This window comes from Pseudaquidulcibacter saccharophilus (genome assembly GCF_019455445.1).
Taxonomy (GTDB): Bacteria; Pseudomonadota; Alphaproteobacteria; order Caulobacterales; family Aquidulcibacteraceae; genus Pseudaquidulcibacter; species Pseudaquidulcibacter saccharophilus.
Window position 1 is genome coordinate 259,092 of the sequence record NZ_JAHWUS010000001.1, and the last position, 17,216, is coordinate 276,307.

Sequence of the window (17,216 nt, forward strand, 5' to 3'; positions counted from 1 at the left end):
ACCTTTATTTCTTATCTAATGCCCAAAGCATGAATGCCTGATAACGGGCAATCTCGTGAAGCCTGTCAAAACGACCTGGTGCTCCGCCGTGCCCCGCCTCCATATTTACATCTAGTAAAAATGGACCGGCATTTGGCGAAGTATCACGAAGTTTGGCAATCCATTTTGTCGGCTCCCAATAGGTTACTTGGGAATCAGAAAGTGCGGTTTGCGCATAAATCGGCGGATAGGCACGGGTAGCAACGTTATCATAGGGTGAATATGCCGCCATAGTGTCATAATCATCCTTGTTGCGGATTGGGTCGCCCCATTCCGTCCATTCTGGTGGGGTAAGTGGAAGGGTTTCATCGGAAATTGTGTTCATCATATCGACAAAGGCAACTTGGGCAACAATTCCTGCCCATAAATCCGGCCGTTGATTAACCACAACACCCATTAATAACCCGCCCGCAGAACCACCATGGGCAACAATTTTACCTTTTTTAGTATAACCCGCGGCAATCAATGCCTCAGCAGAGTTTATGAAATCACTAAAGGTATGTTGTTTATTGCGTAACTTACCGTCCAAATACCAATTATATCCACGTTCCATACCACCACGAATATGGGCAATTGCGGTTATAAAACCACGGTTTACAAGGTTTAAAACATTGGTGTTAAAACCATCGGGCATGGAAATACCATACGAACCATAGCCGTAAAGATATAATGGCGCGCTGCCATCAATCTTCGTGGTCTTTTTATAAAGCAATGTTACCGGAACTTTTGCGCCATCGGTTGAATCAGCAAAAATACGTTTAACAACATAATCTTGTGCGTTGTGGCCCGATGGGATTTCTTGGGTTTTTAATAATTTCCGCTCTCGCGTTGCCATATTATAATCAAACACCTGTGCCGGAGTGGTCGGTGATGAATAGCTAAAACGTGTGATTTCTGTATCAAATTCAAAACCGCCCGAAATATTTAGATCATAGGCTTCTTCGGAAAAATCAATCGAATGCTCTTTGTTCGTAGAAAGATCAAACACCACAATACGCGGTAGGGCATCATACATTTCTTGGCGAATTAGATAGTTTTTATAAAGACCAAAATCTTCAATCAACGTGCCGGTATTGTATGGTATAAAATCTTCCCATTCAACGATTTCCGGGTTGGTAATTGGTGCGCGCATGATTTTATAATCAATTGCTTTATCTTTATTGGTGCGGAAATAAAAATATTCACCGGCTTGATCAGGGTGGTATTCAAACCCCGCTTTGCGCGCGGCAATAAGTTTTGGTGATGCCGTTGGATTGTCAAGCGGTAAAAAGCGAACCTCATTATTATCTGATGCACTACTGATAAGGAAAATATAATCACCCGCCGAAGATTCACCAATTCCAAGGAAATAGGCATGATCTTTTTCTTCATAAACCAAAATGTCTTTTGCAGGGTCATCACCAATTTTATGGCGCATAACTTTTATTGGGCGGACATTTTCATCATTTTTAACATAGAAAACCGTGCGGTTATCTTTTGCGAAAACAACTTCGCCAGTGGTATCTTCAATTTTATAGTCCAAATCATCGCCGGTTTCAGGGTTTCTAAAACGAATATCGCAATTTCTTGCACCCTCATAATCGACCGCATAGGCAATGATATCTTGTGCTTTATTTTGCTGCCAATTATTTAATTTCCAGAATGGTAAACCCTTGGCCTCTTTATCGCCATCAATAATGGCTTTTTCACCCAAAACCACACCATTATCAGCAAGTGATTGGCGCATAATAATTGGGAATTGTCCACCTTCACGATATTTGCGGTAATATGCAAACTTTCCGTCTTTGGTTGGCGGTGATGAATCATCCTCTTTAATACGCCCTTTCATTTCCTCAAAAAGTTTGGTGCGCAAATCGGCGGTTTTGTCCAAAAACATTGCCTTGGTATAGGCGTTTTCCGCGTCAATATGTTGTTTGATTTCTGGAGTTAGAGTTTTTGGATCATTCAAAACATCTTGCCAATGTTCATCACGCATCCATGCATAATCATCATGGCGAACACGACCTAATTGTTTGATTGTAGTTGGGATTTTTTTTGCAATTGGGGCTTTGATATTGGTCATTTCTTTGGCGAATACTGATGTTGAGTTTAAAAAGGTCGCGATTGTCAAAACACTCGTACCAAGTAGGACTTGTCTGCGGGAAAAAGGATTATTCATACCTTAAACTTGGCGCGTTTTTAAAAGATGTCAAGGCAAGGAAATTAAAAAAGCCCCCAAAGGGGCTTTAAAAAATCTGTGCAAAATAAAACCGGAAACCGCGTTTTTGAATATTTATACCTCACGCCTCCGGTGGGGCGGCGGACTCCCGCCGGCACTCAGTCGTGCTTGCGCTTCGCTTATAATTTAGTTCCATAAAAATCTTTACTTCTGGCGATTTGCTAAGAGTCTAACCCATACGCCGTATGAAGCGCACGAACCGCAAGTTCGGTATATGACGCATCAATAAGCACCGAAATTTTGATTTCAGAAGTAGAAATGTTTTCGATATTGATGCCTTTTGATGACAATGCTTCGAACATGATTTTTGCAACACCAACATGTGAACGCATACCAACACCAATAACCGAAACTTTAGAAACATCTTTTTTCACGATAATATCGCGGAAGCCAATGGTTTCTTTGATTGAATTCATAAGATCTTGGGTACGGTCGGCATCGCGTTCAGGGATGGTGAATGTCATATTCACTTTGCCTTCGGTGCGGCTAGGTGCCTGTACAATCATATCAACGTTAACATTGGCATCGGCAAGCGCACCAAAAATACGACCTGCAACACCTGGATTATCAACAACGCCAAGAATTGAAACTTTTGCTTCATCGCGGCTATAGGCAATACCTGAAACGATTTGTTTTTCCACGATTTCTTCCTCATCACAAACTATTGTACCTGGGTTTGGTTCACCCGGCTCTAAAAATGAACTTAAAACTCTAACTGGCACTTTTTTCGCCATTGCCAATTCAACTGAACGGGTTTGCAATACTTTTGCACCCAAAGACGCCATTTCTAGCATTTCTTCGTATGAGATTGCTTTCATACGCTGCGCCTTGGAGGTAATGCGTGGATCGGTTGTATAAACACCGTCAACATCGGTATAAATATCACATAAATCGGCCTTAACCGCCGCCGCAACTGCAACCGCAGAAGTATCAGAACCACCACGACCAAGTGTGGTAATACGTTCTTCTGGCGTAATGCCTTGGAAGCCCGGAATAACCGCAATCACACCATTTTTCATGGAATCGATAATTGCATCTGATTTAATATCAGCAATACGGGCAGAGGCGTGAACATCAGAAGTTTCAATTGGAAACTGCCAACCCTGCCAAGAGCGGGCCTTTAAACCCAAATTCCGCAGGCAAAGAGACAAAAGACCAGTGGTAACTTGTTCGCCAGTGGCAACAACAACGTCATATTCATCATCAAAGTCTTTTGGCGAAAGCCCTGTTCCAGCCTCATTTGCCAAGGCAACCAAACGATTGGTTTCCCCCGACATTGCCGAAACGACAACCGCAACCTCATTACCCTGCGCCTGTTCATGGGCAACAAGGCGGGCAACACGTCTGATACGCTCTATGTCGCCAACCGAAGTCCCGCCGAATTTCATCACTATGCGTGCCATTTTTTACCTTTAATACAGAACCGCAAAATAATGCGCAAAAAACCGATTTTAGGGCAAAGGTCAACTATATATCACACATAAATACCGATTTTTTAGGAAAAGATTGCGCTATTGCATCATTTTTTGGGTTAAAAGAAATTATTATTGGTAATATTATCAATTTTGTGGCAAATGTTTTGCTATGACTGATACCAAAATTAATTCCGTGAATGATGATGAAATCGCAAAATTTGCCGCAATGGCAGAGGATTGGTGGAATCCAAACGGAAAGTTTAAACCGCTTCATAAATTTAATCCCACACGCCTTGCCTTTATTCGCGATAATGTAAAGCGTCATTTTGGGATTGATGATAATTCACAACCTTTAAAAGGTTTGAAATTGTTGGATGTTGGTTGTGGCGGCGGTCTTTTAAGTGAACCAATGGCAAGAATGGGCGCAAATGTTACCGCCATCGATGCCACTGAAAAAAATATAAAAACCGCATCAGTACATCGTGATAAAATGGGGCTTGAAATTGATTACCGTTTTACCACCGCCGAAGAATTACTAAAAACCCACAAAGGCGCATTCGATGTGGTGCTTAATATGGAAGTTATTGAGCACGTCAATAATCCAAAGGAATTTTTGCAAACATCACTCCAATTATTATCTCCTAATGGAATAATGTTTATTGCCACCATAAACCGTACGCCAAAGGCGCGCGCCTTGGCACTTTTTGCGGCGGAAAATATTTTGCGCTGGCTGCCACCCGGAACCCATGATTATGATAAATTGGTAACGCCAAATGAAATTATGGATGCTTTATCAATTGAAAAATCGTTGAAAATAACTGGTCCAATTGGGGTTTCATATAATCCGTTGTTTGATAAATGGTCATTGGGTAATGACACATCAATGAATTATATGGTTGTTGCAGAACGTTAATTATCCAAATTGTTCGCGGTTTCTAGTTTCCACAAGGTTTAAAACTGCTGCGGCGGTTTCTTCAATAGAGCGGCGTGTAACATCAATCACCGGCCAACCTTGTCGTTCAAATAGGCGATTGGCAAAAATAACTTCTTCACGAACCGCATCTTCGGAAACATAATCTGTATTTGCCTCGGCATTTAAAGATAAAAGACGATTTGTACGAATTGCAATCAATCTGTCGGGCGAAACTTTTAAACCAACCACAAGCGGCTTTTTCAATTCCAATAATACTTCTGGAATTGGGCCACCATGCACAAGAGGATAGTTTGCGGTTTTATATCCACGGTTTGCAAGATAAATTGAAGTTGGGGTTTTTGAAGTTCGTGAAATACCAACCAAAACAATATCCGCATCATCATATTCATTAACAATCTGCCCATCATCGTGGGACATTGTATAATTCATCGCCTCGATACGACGGAAATAATTGGAATCGAGGGTTTGTTTCATACCCGTCTGTACTTTTGGCACAATTCCTAGGTGGCGTGAAAACAAATCCAATGTTGAATCAAGTAATGATTGGCAAGGAATATTCCATGCCTTGCATTTTTCTTCGAGAATTAAACGTAATTCCTGTGATGCAATAGTAAATAAAACTACGCCAGGTCGCGATTCAATTTCTTCCAATACTTTATCAAGCTGACGACGTGATCGCACAAGATAATACGATCTTTCAAGTGCCGTAACATGTTCAAACAATGGGGCAACAGCACGTAATACCGCATTTAAAGTTTCACCGGTGGAATCCGAAATCAAATGAACATTAAGGAAAATATTGGTTTGCATCTATCTATAAATTAACCTGTTGTTAATAAGTTTTAATAAGCTGTGAATAAGTATGGTAAACAAATCATTAAGAAAAATTTTCATCCCCTTTGTCCCAAAATTGCACACATTTGTCCACAGTTTTTCAACAGCATGGGGAAAAGATAAAGGTTAATAAAATCTTAATCACACATTAACCGTTAATCTTTCATTAACTTTTAAAATAGGCAGGTTTTAGGGGATATTATTTGAATAAGTTGTGGATATTTTTCCTATAAAAGTGGTTTTCATGTGAATAAGACCAAAATTCTTGATTTTATCCACCTTACTAATTACTACATACTTCTTTTAATTAATAAAGAAGACAGATTTTGAAAAAAGTTCTTATAGAGACCCTTGAGGGAAACAAAACTAAACGTGTTCCAATCTGGATGATGCGCCAAGCAGGACGACATTTACCAGAATATAAGGAATTAAGGGCAAGGAATAAATCGTTTCTTGATTTTTGCTATGCGCCCGCAGCAGCAGCAGAGGCAACCTTACAACCAGTAAGGCGTTACGATATTGATGCGGCAATTATATTCTCTGATATTTTGGTTATTCCACATGCCTTGGGTCAATTTGTTGATTTCAAAGAAGGCATTGGACCAATTCTTGAACCGATTAATACTTTAGAAGGTTTAAAAACTTTAGAAGGTTCAAAATTCGCTGCACGTCTTGCGCCTGTCTATGAGGCTATTGAAAGAGTTCGTGGTACTCTTGATGCTGAAAAGACACTTCTTGGCTTCTGTGGCGCGCCCTGGACCTTGGCGACATATATTATTCAGGGAAAAGGCGGCAATCGTGATGTTGCAAAAATTCATGCTTTGCAAAACCCAGAATTTATGAATGAATTATTTGATATGTTAATCGAATATTGCGCATTGCACCTTGCTGCACAGCTTGATGCCGGTGCCGATGCGGTTCAGATATTTGAATCATGGGCAGAAGATTTGAATGATGAGTGTTTCCAAAATCTTGTAATCGAGCCAAATCGTAAATTGGTTGCACGCCTACGTGAACTTCGCCCAAATGCAAAAATAATTGGTTTTCCACGTGGCGCATCGCATCGCGCAAAATATTATTATCCACAAACCGGTGTAAATGCGGTCGGTCTTGATATTTCTGCTGATTTGAAAACAATTCGTTCTGAACTTGGTAATGAAGCATGTATTCAGGGCAATCTTGATCCATTGGTTTTGGTTGCAGGTGGTGACGGTCTTAAACGTGCTGTTGAAAATATTATGGAAACCGCTGCACTCGGTCCGCATATATTCAATCTTGGTCATGGAATTGTGCCACAAACACCAATAGATAATGTTATTGAAATGATTAAAACAGTAAGAAGTTTTGAAGGTAAATAATGAAAAAAAAATTGGCGGTTGTATTATTTAATCTTGGTGGTCCAAATGCGCCCGAAGATATTCGCCCGTTTTTGAAAAACCTATTTTCAGACAAAGCAATTATCGAACTGCCGGCAATTTTTCGAATGCCGCTTGCATATCTTATTTCGACAACACGTGCGCCAAAGGCAAAGCCACTTTATGATTTGATGGGCGGTTTTTCACCACTTTTGAAAAATACCAAACAACAATCAGAAGCGATTTTAAACTCACTAACCAAAAAACTTGAAAATTATGAAATTAAAACCATAATTTCAATGCGTTATTGGAATCCATTAAGCAAAGAAGCCGCCACAGAGCTTGTTGAATTTAACCCTGATGAAGTTGTTTTATTGCCGCTTTATCCACATTATTCAAAAACTACTACTGGATCTTCGGTAAAAGAATTTCAAAAATATTATAAGGGTAAGGCACGTTTGGTACGTGAATATCCGGTTTTGGATGGTTTTGTAAAAGCCAATGTTAAATCAATCATGGCAGAATATGAAAAATTAGGAAAACCAGAACGGGTTCGTATTTTATTTTCTGCGCATGGTTTGCCACAAAAAGTTATTGATAGTGGTGATGTTTACGAAAAACAAATTAAACAAAGTGCGGCCGCCATAACAAATGAATTACCATCAAATTTTGAAACTGTGGTTTGTTTCCAATCAAAAGTTGGCCCATTAAAATGGCTTGAGCCATCAACACCAAACGAAGTTAAACGCGCAGGCAAAGATAATATTGCAATTATTATATGCCCTATTGCTTTTGTAAGCGACCATATCGAAACACTTGTCGAACTTGATGTTGAATATAAAGAATTGGCTCATGAATTAAAAGTTCCACAATTTGGTCGCGCCTCAGTTGTTGGTTGTGATGAAGATTTTATTGATGGTTTAACTGATTTGGTAATTGAACATCTGGAGAAATCTTAATGGAATGGTTTTCTGCGCATTATGATTTTTTTCGTGCCTTGCATATTATTGCGGTAATTGCGTGGATGGCGGGTCTTTTATATCTTCCGCGACTTTATGTTTATCATTCCCCAGTTGAAGTTGGGACGGATCTTGATAAAACCCTTATTATAATGGAAAAAAAGCTATTTCGTTATATTATGGAACCATCAATGTATGTGGTTTGGGCGCTTGGGATTTGTCTAATAATGGCGCGGGGCATGGATTTGTTTAAAATGCCATTTTTTCATGTGAAACTTTTGTGTGTTTCATTAATAAGCATTATCCATATGTTTTACGGAAAGTGGCAAAAGGACTTTGCCAATGGCAAACGTCCTTTAAACCACGTCTTTTTCCGCGTCATAAATGAAATGCCATTCATTTTGATGATTATTGCGGTATTTATGGTCGTTCTTGAACCAAGTTTTGGCTAATTACGCCGCCTTTAATGAGTTTATAAAGTTTTGAACTTCGGTTTTAAGTGCTTCTGATTGTTTACTCAATTCCTCAGCAGCAGAAACTACCTGTGATGCCGAACGTGCAGTTTCACTGGCATTTGTTTGAATGTCGGTAATTTCGACTGTAACACTTCTTGATCCGGTTGATGCTTCTTGTGTGTTGCGTGCAATTTCAGAAGTAACTGCTGATTGTTCTTCAATAGCGGCATTTACCGAAACCGTAATGTTGTTAATGCTGTTGATTGTATCACGTATAGAACCAATGGCATCAACGGCGGATTGCGTACTTGCCTGAATTTCACCGATTTGTTTTGAAATATCATCGGTTGCACGTGACGTTTGACCTGCAAGGTTTTTAACCTCTGATGCAACAACGGCAAAACCTTTACCTGCTTCACCAGCACGCGCACTTTCAATAGTTGCGTTCAGTGCAAGGAGATTAGTTTGGCTTGCAATTTCGCTAATCATTGAAACAACTTCACCAATTTTATCAGCAGCAGTTGAAAGATTTCTAACGGTTTCAACCGAATTTTCTGCTAATGAAACAGCTTCAGATGAAATTTTTGCCGAAGATGAAACTTGGTGCGAAATTTCGCGAATTGATGCCGACATTTCTTCCGATGATGCCGCAACCACGGTAACGTTTGCAGTGGCTTGTTCTGCGGCGGCGGCAACAGTATTTGATTTATAACTTACGTTTTCAACCAATTCGTCCATTAATCTGGCAGTCGAGCTAAGTTCTGCGGCGGCACCGGCAACGGTATTAATCATGCCAAAAACACTAGTTTCAAGGAAATCTTGCGATTTTTTTGCAAGTGCCTCAACTTTATCATGTTCAATTTGAATATAGGTACCAATTGCAAAGTCCATGTCCAAAAGCGCGGCTTTAACAAAAGCCGAAACCTCTTTTTTAACTTCTTCAACCGTATCACTATTATTAACCATCATTCCTTGTGCTTTGGTTTTTTCAATGAAAAGATTAATAACTTCGGTAATGATGAATGAATAGCCGCCGATATAAAAACCTGGCTCAAGACCAATTCTTGCGTGGGTTTGACCAATTTTGGTTACGCTATTTATATAATTATCGGAAAAGCTACCCTCAAGAATTGATGACCAGTGGCGAACCTGCGCACTTTTCGCGGCATCCATATGGCCGTCACCGGAAAAGAATTTATTGGTATCCTTGAATTTTTTTACAATCTTATAAAAGTCAGTAAGCACGTGCGGCAAAGCTGATTCGATTGTTGGTTTTATATCATTTAGGCTACTTTTGGTTGCGCTATCAATATTATAAAAGTCAAGCTTTTCAGCTATATCTTCGTGTTTCATTTACTTACCCCTAAGCCTGATATAATTTGGTTTTATATTTTTATTTAAATAAGGTTACTCAGGGGTTATAATATTCTAAAAGATTAATAAAATTCTAAATGAAAACAAAAAAACAATATATTATTGTTAATAACTGCCATTTATAATTGCATGAGACTTTTGAAAACGTTTGCGCCATCATCAGAGCCTAATTCTTTTGCAAAGGCACGGTCAGGGTGGGGCATCATACCCAAAACATTACCCTTTTTATTAATGATTCCCGCAATATCACCTTTAGAACCATTTGGATTTTCAAGATATTTGAAAACTATTCGATTTTCATCTTCCAAAAGTTTTATGGTATCATCATCGGCAAAATAATTACCTTCGCCGTTGCCAACAGTCATCATTGCCTTGGTTTGATTACCATATGCTTTGGTAAATCTGGTGTTGTTATTGGTAACATCAAGCATAACATCTTTGCAGATATATTTCAGACTGTTGTTACGTAATAAAGTGCCTTCTAAAAGTCCGGCTTCACACAAAATTTGGAAACCGTTACAAATGCCAAGGATTGATGTACCGCGTTCGGCATGGCGTAAAATTTCGGCATTAATTGGTGAAACAGATGCCATGGCGCCACAGCGCAAATAATCGCCGTATGAAAAGCCACCAGGGATAATAATTAAATCCAAATCATCGGAAAGATGGGTTTCTTTGTGCCAAACCATCTTAACATCGGCATTAACAGCAGTTTCCGCAGCAACTTTACAGTCGCGGTCACAATTTGATCCAGGATATACAATAACAGCAGCTTTCATAACGCCCGCTTTAAAACAATTCTCAACAAAACAAAAGTGCTTGTTTGTAAGAATTTTGCCGATTTGGGTGGAAAATTCACAAAACCAAGAAAATTCAGTGAAAAAACTATCTGACTAATTGCTTGAAATTACCCACTTTCCCCTTTAATCAATTGGTATGTCTTTAAATACAAAAGAAAAAGCCCCAACACCGTTCATGGCGCAATATCTTGCTGCCAAAGAGAAGCATCCCAGCTCTTTATTATTTTTTCGTATGGGCGATTTTTATGAAATGTTCTTTGAAGACGCCAAAACAGCGGCGGCGGCACTTGATATTGCCTTAACTAAACGTGGGCAGCATCAGGGTGATGAAATACCAATGTGTGGGGTTCCTGCCCATTCGGTTGAACCATATATTGCCAAATTGGTACGCCAAGGTTTCAAAATCGCAATTTGTGAGCAATTGGAAACCCCAGAGGAAGCAAAAAAACGTGGTTATAAAGCCGTTGTTCACCGCGATATTACCCGCATTATAACCCCGGGAACATTGACCGAAGAATCATTACTTGAGGCAAAAAAATCAAACCGTCTTGCGGCAATTGTGTTTTCGGTTTCTGGTCTTGAAGCCGCAATTTCATGGGCCGATGTTTCAACCGGTGAATTTGCGGTAATTTCGGGAAGCAATGCGCGGGTAATGGATGAAATATCTGGGCTTTCAATCGGTGAAATCTTATTGCTTGATAAGGATTTTAACCGCGAAGAAAGTAAATTCATTGCCAAATTAATTCCCGCAATGTCACCGCGCCCAACAATTAAGGGCGACGTTAAATCATGTGAAAACCTTTTGCTTGATGGCTTTGGCGTCAAAACCCTGTCTGGTTTTGGTGATTTTTCAAAAATTGAAATTCAGGCACTTGGCTTGATTTATGACTATGTATTAACAACACAGGCCGGCGTTGCCCCAAAATTGGTAATTCCACAAAAGCATGAGGTTTCGGGATTTTTGGCAATTGATGCCGCCACCCGCAATAGCCTTGAGATTGAAAAATCAACCAAGGGCGCACGCAAAGGCTCACTTCTTGGCACAATAGACAAAACCAAAACCCCACAAGGTGGGCGGCAAATTTTGGAAGATATTTCACGGCCATTACTTGATATAAATGCAATTAATGCGCGTCTTGATGCCATTGGTTTTATGCTTGAAAATCAAAAGCTTGGTTCGCAAATTTCGGATGTATTGTCACAAATGCCGGATATGGTGCGCCCACTTTCACGGGTTGAATTAAACCGGGCATCACCACGTGATTTAAAGGCAATTGGAAAGTCACTAGAGCTTGCCAATATGGTTTGTGCAATCCTTCCCGCCGAAGTACCGGAGATTTTGGCAAATGCCGCTAATGCCATTAATTTGATGCGCCATAATGAATTGGGCGAACTTGCAACATATTTAAAAGAAGCATTAGACGATGAATTACCATTTTTGGCACGCGATGGCGGTTTTATAAAGCGCGGGTTTGATAGCGTTTTGGATGAATATGTGACGCTTCGTGATGAAAGCCGCCGCCTTATTGCGTCATTATCTGCCAAAGTTTCTGAACAAGCAGGGCAACCATTAAAAATCAAATTTAACAATGTTTTGGGCTATTTTATCGAGGCAACACCAAAACAAGCACCACCACTTCTTGAAGCACCACTAAATGAAGTTTTCATTCACCGCCAGACATTATCGGGCATGGTGCGCTTTACCACAAATGAATTAATTGAATTAAATTCCAAAACCGCACGTGCCGCTGATTTAGCATTAAATCGTGAGTTGGAATTATTTGATCTTGCATGTCAAAAGGTGGCCACACTTGGCGCACAAATTCGTTATGCCAATGATGCAATTGCCCGCATTGACGTAACGCTTTCTGCAGCAGAAATTGCGGGTGAAAATAATTATTGCCGCCCAAATATTAATGAAAACAAGGCATTAAAAATTATCCAAGGTCGTCATCCAGTTGTTGAAGACAGTCTAAAAAAGGATGGTGGGGTTTTTACCGCCAATGATTGCACGCTTGATGCCGAAATTCTGGACGGTGCGCGGCTTTCATTAATTACCGGCCCGAACATGGCGGGTAAATCAACATATCTACGGCAAAATGCAATTTTGGTTATTATGGCCCAAGCGGGGTTTTATGTTCCCGCGACCACAATGGAATTGGGCCTTGTGGACCGCGTGTTTTCAAGGGTTGGCGCGTCCGATGATTTATTTGCGGGGCAATCAACCTTTATGGTCGAAATGGTTGAAACCGCCAATATTTTAAACCGTGCAACCGACATGTCATTGGTAATTTTGGATGAAATTGGGCGCGGTACAGCAACTTATGACGGCCTTGCAATTGCCTGGGCGGTAAGTGAATATTTACATGAAATCAATAAATCACGCGCGCTTTTTGCCACCCATTATCATGAATTAACCGACCTATCTAAACAATATGATGGTATTAATAATTTATCGCTTTCTGCCAAGGAATGGAATGGTGATTTAATATTCTTGCATAAAGTTATAGAGGGGGCGGCAGATCGTTCTTATGGCGTGCAGGTGGCAAAGATTGCTGGCTTGCCAAAAACTGCGGTGGAGCGTGCCAAAGAAGTTCTTAAAACCCTCGAAAACACCCACCATGTTGGGAAAAAGGGGCAAAAGCCTATTGATGACCTTCCATTATTTTCGGAATTTATTCCACAGGTCGCAGTTGTGCAGGAAAAAAGTGAGGCAGAAAAGATACTTGCGGCACTTGATATTAATGATTTATCACCACGCCAAGCACTTGATTTATTATATGAATTAAAGGGAAAATTATAATCTATATTAATTCAATTTGAACTTTAATTTCATCGCCGGCCTTGATATTTTCGGCTTTGCGGACACTTGCTTTGATTGGCAAAATATAGGTTTTATCTTTGGAGTTTGGAAATATTGACGTGGTGAAAATGGTTTCGCCGACAATTGCCCGCACTTTTACCGCGCCAAACCCACGCTTAAGGCCAAGTGTTTTTAATGAAGTGGCAAAATAAATTTCATTGGCAATTTTTTCGGTAATTGTAAAAAAATGCCAAGAGCCTTTTTCACTATTCCAAAGCCAAACATTACCTATGCAATCATATATTTCGTTGTCTTCACTCATTCTTTTAGACCAGAAAACGCATCAGAAATAACATCAATAACCGCACGAATCCTTGGCATATGACGCAGATCGCTATGAACGCCCAACCAAACATCACGCCGTGGCAATTCTTTTATTTCATTTAATTCAATCAATTCCGGTTCAATACTTGCACGGAATTTAGGGATGCAGGCAATGCCAATCCCTTGTTTACATCCCATAATCATGGCTTCGCGGCTATTGGTGCGCAGGGCGATTTTGGCATTTGAAAAATTTTGACCTAAAGCACGGGCTTCTTCAAGATGTGACTGATCTTCTAAAACTTGAATAATTTTATGATTGTCTGTGTTTTGCGGATGACCATGTTTTTCAATATATTTTTGTGAAACATAAAATCCCGCGGTCATGGTGCCGATTTTTTTGGTAACTAAGTCCATATTTTCAAAGCGGGTGAAACGCACCGCAATATCTGCTTCACGCCGTGAAAGACTAAGGAGGCGGGCATCAGGTATAAGTTCGACAACAATATTGGGGTGTGTAGATTGCAAATTGGCAATTGCCGGAATGATAATTCGTGATGCAACAACATCAACAGCCGTAACTTTTACAATACCTTCAAGGGCAATATCGCGCCCTTTTATTACGCGCTCGGTGGCAATTACTTCAGCTTCGATGCGTTCAGCATTTCCCAAAACCTGCTCGCCCAATGATGTGAGGGCAAAGCCACGTGGATGACGCTCCAAAAGGCGTGCGCCAACTTTTTGCTCTAATTTAGTAAGGCGTCGCCCCATTGTCGGCTGGGTGGTATTAAGTGCCTTGGCCGCAGCAGATAAAGAGCCTTCGCGCGCAATAACTAGGAATGTTTGTAAATCGTCCCAATCCATGAGATGCTCCATACAAAAGCGCATACATCACCAAAGATATTACGCAATTGCATACGGGTATAATGGATTTATAATTTTGGCAAGAGGATTAGAGATGCAAAAAAGATTACCTTCACTATTTATATCGCATGGCTCACCAACTTTATATTTTGATGATGTACCTGCGCGTGATTTCTTGCGGGATTTGGGCGCAAAAATTGATCGTCCAAAAGCCATTTTGGCTGTATCTGCGCATTGGGAAACCGAAACCCCAACCGTAAATATTGTCGATACCAATTCAACAATTCATGACTTTTATGGCTTTCCAAAGCAAATGTATGAATTGCAATATCCTGCTAAAGGTTCCAAAGAACTTGCGTTAAGGGTGCAGGAATTGTTGGGTGAACATGGCGTTCGCACCGAAAGCGATTTAAACCGTGGTCTTGATCACGGTGCATATATTCCATTGATGTTAATGTATCCGGATGCCGATATTCCAGTGGTTCAATTATCAATCCAGCCGCATTTGGGAACTGGTCACCACCTTGAAATTGGTCGTGCCTTGCAAAAACTACGTGACGAAGGGGTTTTAATTGTTGCCACCGGTTCATTTACCCATAATTTGCGGGCAATTAAATGGGATGGTGGACAAGAGGACGATTGGTCCAAAGAATTTGCTGCATGGTTTAATGATGCACTTAAAACTGGGCGTACTTGCGACTTGCTTGCTTACCGTAGGCTGGCACCATTTGCGCAAATGGCACATCCAAAAGATGAGCATCTATTACCAATTTATGTGGCAATGGGTGCGGCATATCCTGATTATAAAGCAACACAAATCCATAACAGCGTTACCTTTGGTAACTTACATATGGATTCTTATAGGTTCGATTGATAATTACGTGCCCCAAATAGTGCGGTTCCAACCCGCACATGGGTTGCGCCAAATTTGATAGCGGTCTCAAAATCTGAACTCATACCCATTGAAAGTGTTTTTAAATCATGGGTTTTGGCAAGTTTTTGGAGCAATGCAAAATATGGCGCAGGCGGCAATTCGGCAGGCGGAATACACATTAAACCTGTAACCTCTAGCCTATAATGTTCGCGTGCCAAATCCAAAAGGCGTGGGAATTCATTTATGGCGACCCCTGCCTTTTGCTCCTCATTGCCGATATTAATTTGCATCAGAATTTTAGGCGCTTTTCCAATTTTTTGAATTGATTTCTGAAGCGATGCGCACAAATGTTCGCGGTCCAGTGTCTCAATAACATCAAATAATTTTACTGCTTCGTCCGATTTATTGGTTTGTAATGGGCCAATAAGTCGTAGTTCAAGATCTGAACAATCACGCTCACCCCAATGACTATATGCCTCTTGAACACGGTTTTCGCCAAAAATCTTCTGCCCATCTGATAGCGCTTCATCAAGCTTTTCAGGTGTTTGGGTTTTACTTACGGCAACCAGTGTAATATCATCGGGGTTGCGGCCGGCCTCTTTGGCGGTGGTGGCAATTTTTTGAAGTATTTCAAGACGGTTTTGGGAAAAATCACTTTGCATAAAGCTGATATAAAAAAAATCTCACAAAAAGCAAAGAACTTGTTCGGTAATGGGCAGGTTTTTGTTTTATCAGATCCCATTAGAAACCCAAATTTGAATGAAATAATTACCAATAGTCCAAAGGATACATTAATAATTTATCGTAATTATGGCGCACCAATTCCAAAATTAAAAAAACAATCGAAAAAACAAATTTTGGCAAGTGTTTCGCCAAAACAAGCCTTCAAACATAAATTATTGGGAATCCATATTCCAAATAAATCCCTTAAACATCATCATTTATCAAAGGCAAAGGGGCTTATGACGACTGGTTCGGCGCATAATTTACGTGAAATTACGCGGGCGATAAACTGCGGTATTGAAAATGTTATTATATCGGCAATTTTTCAATCAAAAAGCAAAAGCGCAGGCAATCCAAAGGGAAATATCAAACTTGCGCAATTGATTCGCCTTTTTCCAAAACAAAAATTTATTGCCTTGGGCGGAATAAATCACAAAAGCCTAAAACGACTAAGAGGGATTAAATTAAAGGGGATAGCCGGAGTTAGTTTTAATTAAAAACGGAAAGCAGATTCGATTTTGATGCTTGGGCTACGTTTATTTTTATCCTGATTGATATTGTCATCAGGGATTACAACGCCGCCGCCAACACGAAGGTTGCGGTTAACGTCATAAAATGCGCCCGCAGATGTTTGACCATTACGATTGTCAACCGGGCTTTGTCTTGAAGGTTGCATGCCAAAGCTAACACCCCAGCGAGATTTAGGCGAAACTTTAACGTTTGCCTTGGTTTCACCGCGTGGTGTCCACGCATTCACACCAGAATTAAATTCAGAACCAAAGGTAAATCTTTCATACCAAGGTGCGGTCGGTGTTGTGTTGCGACCCTCGGCACAAGCGGTACCGGCCGCGAAAAACGCAGCGAGACCAATTGCAAATGCCAATGTCTTTTTCACCACAAAACCCCCAATTTAATATAGAGTGTTGCAAACAATATAGCTTAGCTAAACCTAAAAAAATCGTTAAGTCAATTATATTAAATGAATAACAATTCCCATAGGGACTACGCCTAGACGAGAATATAGCTATTTTAAACACAATTTGAAACAGTTTTATGGCAATAAATTTTTTTGTTGCAATTGTATCACAATATTGTTTGCATTTTGTGCAGTTTATTAAGCAAAAATTCAGCTAAACTCAATGTTATTTAATTTTAAAGCTACACAAAGTCGCTTGATAAACTGTCTCAAACATTGTTAATAGCAATAAATATGCTTTAAATAGCCCTTTATTGTTATTATTGGCACAA

At 40.2% G+C, this 17,216-nt stretch carries 16 protein-coding genes; 7 read left to right on the top strand and 9 right to left on the bottom strand.

Annotated features, from left to right (window positions below; translation table 11 throughout):
• Window positions 1-4 precede the first annotated feature (4 nt).
• Entirely contained in the window at window positions 5-2,197 is a 2,193-nt protein-coding gene (locus tag KXV15_RS01160; protein WP_240006322.1) for a S9 family peptidase, read from the bottom strand.
• A 221-nt stretch (window positions 2,198-2,418) separates the two neighbouring features.
• The gene (locus tag KXV15_RS01165; RefSeq protein ID WP_240006323.1) at window positions 2,419-3,660 is read right to left on the bottom strand and encodes an aspartate kinase; all 1,242 of its coding nucleotides are present in this window, start codon (window positions 3,658-3,660) and stop codon (window positions 2,419-2,421) included.
• 181 nt (window positions 3,661-3,841) lie between these two features.
• Here KXV15_RS01165 and ubiG point away from each other — a divergent pair, with 181 nt between their 5' ends.
• On the top strand, window positions 3,842-4,585 hold the full coding sequence (gene ubiG / locus KXV15_RS01170; RefSeq protein ID WP_240006324.1) for a bifunctional 2-polyprenyl-6-hydroxyphenol methylase/3-demethylubiquinol 3-O-methyltransferase UbiG: 744 nt from the start codon (window positions 3,842-3,844) through the stop codon (window positions 4,583-4,585).
• On the opposite strand, the gene KXV15_RS01175 is transcribed toward ubiG, so the two are convergent.
• Entirely contained in the window at window positions 4,586-5,416 is an 831-nt protein-coding gene (locus tag KXV15_RS01175) for a pyruvate, water dikinase regulatory protein (protein ID WP_240006325.1), read from the bottom strand. It abuts the gene before it with no gap.
• Between the two features lie 350 nt (window positions 5,417-5,766).
• Between KXV15_RS01175 and hemE the strand changes: the two genes are divergently transcribed.
• The 3 genes from hemE to hemJ are packed head-to-tail and all read left to right on the top strand — an operon-like array spanning window position 5,767 to window position 8,206.
• The gene (gene hemE / locus KXV15_RS01180) at window positions 5,767-6,798 is read left to right on the top strand and encodes a uroporphyrinogen decarboxylase (protein WP_240006326.1); all 1,032 of its coding nucleotides are present in this window, start codon (window positions 5,767-5,769) and stop codon (window positions 6,796-6,798) included.
• Window positions 6,798-7,754, top strand: coding sequence for a ferrochelatase (gene hemH / locus KXV15_RS01185; protein WP_240006327.1), 957 nt, complete (start codon window positions 6,798-6,800; stop codon window positions 7,752-7,754). The genes hemE and hemH overlap by 1 nt, the downstream gene beginning before the upstream one ends.
• Window positions 7,754-8,206 (top strand): protoporphyrinogen oxidase HemJ, encoded by a 453-nt coding sequence (hemJ, locus tag KXV15_RS01190; protein ID WP_240006328.1) that lies wholly within the window; start codon window positions 7,754-7,756, stop codon window positions 8,204-8,206. Before hemH ends, hemJ begins: the two co-directional genes overlap by 1 nt.
• Here the strand turns inward: hemJ and KXV15_RS01195 are convergent, their stop codons facing one another.
• The gene (locus KXV15_RS01195) at window positions 8,207-9,562 is read right to left on the bottom strand and encodes a globin-coupled sensor protein (RefSeq protein ID WP_240006329.1); all 1,356 of its coding nucleotides are present in this window, start codon (window positions 9,560-9,562) and stop codon (window positions 8,207-8,209) included.
• Window positions 9,563-9,702: 140 nt separating this feature from the next.
• Complete coding sequence (gene purQ / locus KXV15_RS01200; RefSeq protein WP_240006330.1) at window positions 9,703-10,362, bottom strand: phosphoribosylformylglycinamidine synthase subunit PurQ; 660 nt, start codon at window positions 10,360-10,362, stop codon at window positions 9,703-9,705.
• A 157-nt stretch (window positions 10,363-10,519) separates the two neighbouring features.
• Here purQ and mutS point away from each other — a divergent pair, with 157 nt between their 5' ends.
• On the top strand, window positions 10,520-13,186 hold the full coding sequence (gene mutS / locus KXV15_RS01205) for a DNA mismatch repair protein MutS (protein WP_240006331.1): 2,667 nt from the start codon (window positions 10,520-10,522) through the stop codon (window positions 13,184-13,186).
• A gap of 1 nt (window position 13,187) precedes the next feature.
• Here the strand turns inward: mutS and KXV15_RS01210 are convergent, their stop codons facing one another.
• Both KXV15_RS01210 and KXV15_RS01215 read right to left on the bottom strand, forming a co-directional pair.
• Entirely contained in the window at window positions 13,188-13,508 is a 321-nt protein-coding gene (locus tag KXV15_RS01210) for a DUF1905 domain-containing protein (protein ID WP_240006332.1), read from the bottom strand.
• Window positions 13,505-14,383, bottom strand: coding sequence for a LysR family transcriptional regulator (locus KXV15_RS01215; protein WP_240006333.1), 879 nt, complete (start codon window positions 14,381-14,383; stop codon window positions 13,505-13,507). The genes KXV15_RS01210 and KXV15_RS01215 overlap by 4 nt, the downstream gene beginning before the upstream one ends.
• Before the next feature lie 82 nt (window positions 14,384-14,465).
• Between KXV15_RS01215 and KXV15_RS01220 the strand changes: the two genes are divergently transcribed.
• A complete protein-coding gene (locus KXV15_RS01220; protein WP_240006334.1) occupies window positions 14,466-15,245 on the top strand; it encodes a DODA-type extradiol aromatic ring-opening family dioxygenase in 780 nt (259 codons plus the stop codon).
• Here KXV15_RS01220 and KXV15_RS01225 read toward each other — a convergent pair.
• On the bottom strand, window positions 15,230-15,907 hold the full coding sequence (locus KXV15_RS01225) for a YggS family pyridoxal phosphate-dependent enzyme (protein ID WP_240006335.1): 678 nt from the start codon (window positions 15,905-15,907) through the stop codon (window positions 15,230-15,232). The two genes, KXV15_RS01220 and KXV15_RS01225, sit on opposite strands and share 16 nt — an antisense overlap.
• Between KXV15_RS01225 and KXV15_RS01230 the strand changes: the two genes are divergently transcribed.
• Entirely contained in the window at window positions 15,902-16,465 is a 564-nt protein-coding gene (locus KXV15_RS01230; RefSeq protein WP_240006336.1) for a thiamine phosphate synthase, read from the top strand. The genes KXV15_RS01225 and KXV15_RS01230 overlap by 6 nt on opposite strands.
• Here the strand turns inward: KXV15_RS01230 and KXV15_RS01235 are convergent.
• Window positions 16,462-16,863 carry an NtrZ family periplasmic regulatory protein gene (locus tag KXV15_RS01235; protein WP_240006337.1) on the bottom strand — a complete coding sequence of 134 codons (402 nt, stop codon included), beginning with the start codon at window positions 16,861-16,863 and terminating at the stop codon, window positions 16,462-16,464. The genes KXV15_RS01230 and KXV15_RS01235 overlap by 4 nt on opposite strands.
• Window positions 16,864-17,216: the final 353 nt, after the last annotated feature.

What these genes read in the sequence shown, in the direction of transcription:
- KXV15_RS01160 (WP_240006322.1), bottom strand. Translation starts at nt 2,197, where the DNA reads ATGAATAATCCTTTTTCCCGCAGACAAGTCCTACTTGGTACGAGTGTT.
- KXV15_RS01165 (WP_240006323.1), bottom strand. Translation starts at nt 3,660, where the DNA reads ATGGCACGCATAGTGATGAAATTCGGCGGGACTTCGGTTGGCGACATA.
- ubiG (WP_240006324.1), top strand. Translation starts at nt 3,842, where the DNA reads ATGACTGATACCAAAATTAATTCCGTGAATGATGATGAAATCGCAAAA.
- KXV15_RS01175 (WP_240006325.1), bottom strand. Translation starts at nt 5,416, where the DNA reads ATGCAAACCAATATTTTCCTTAATGTTCATTTGATTTCGGATTCCACC.
- hemH (WP_240006327.1), top strand. Translation starts at nt 6,798, where the DNA reads ATGAAAAAAAAATTGGCGGTTGTATTATTTAATCTTGGTGGTCCAAAT.
- hemJ (WP_240006328.1), top strand. Translation starts at nt 7,754, where the DNA reads ATGGAATGGTTTTCTGCGCATTATGATTTTTTTCGTGCCTTGCATATT.
- KXV15_RS01195 (WP_240006329.1), bottom strand. Translation starts at nt 9,562, where the DNA reads ATGAAACACGAAGATATAGCTGAAAAGCTTGACTTTTATAATATTGAT.
- purQ (WP_240006330.1), bottom strand. Translation starts at nt 10,362, where the DNA reads ATGAAAGCTGCTGTTATTGTATATCCTGGATCAAATTGTGACCGCGAC.
- mutS (WP_240006331.1), top strand. Translation starts at nt 10,520, where the DNA reads ATGTCTTTAAATACAAAAGAAAAAGCCCCAACACCGTTCATGGCGCAA.
- KXV15_RS01210 (WP_240006332.1), bottom strand. Translation starts at nt 13,508, where the DNA reads ATGAGTGAAGACAACGAAATATATGATTGCATAGGTAATGTTTGGCTT.
- KXV15_RS01215 (WP_240006333.1), bottom strand. Translation starts at nt 14,383, where the DNA reads ATGGAGCATCTCATGGATTGGGACGATTTACAAACATTCCTAGTTATT.
- KXV15_RS01220 (WP_240006334.1), top strand. Translation starts at nt 14,466, where the DNA reads ATGCAAAAAAGATTACCTTCACTATTTATATCGCATGGCTCACCAACT.
- KXV15_RS01225 (WP_240006335.1), bottom strand. Translation starts at nt 15,907, where the DNA reads ATGCAAAGTGATTTTTCCCAAAACCGTCTTGAAATACTTCAAAAAATT.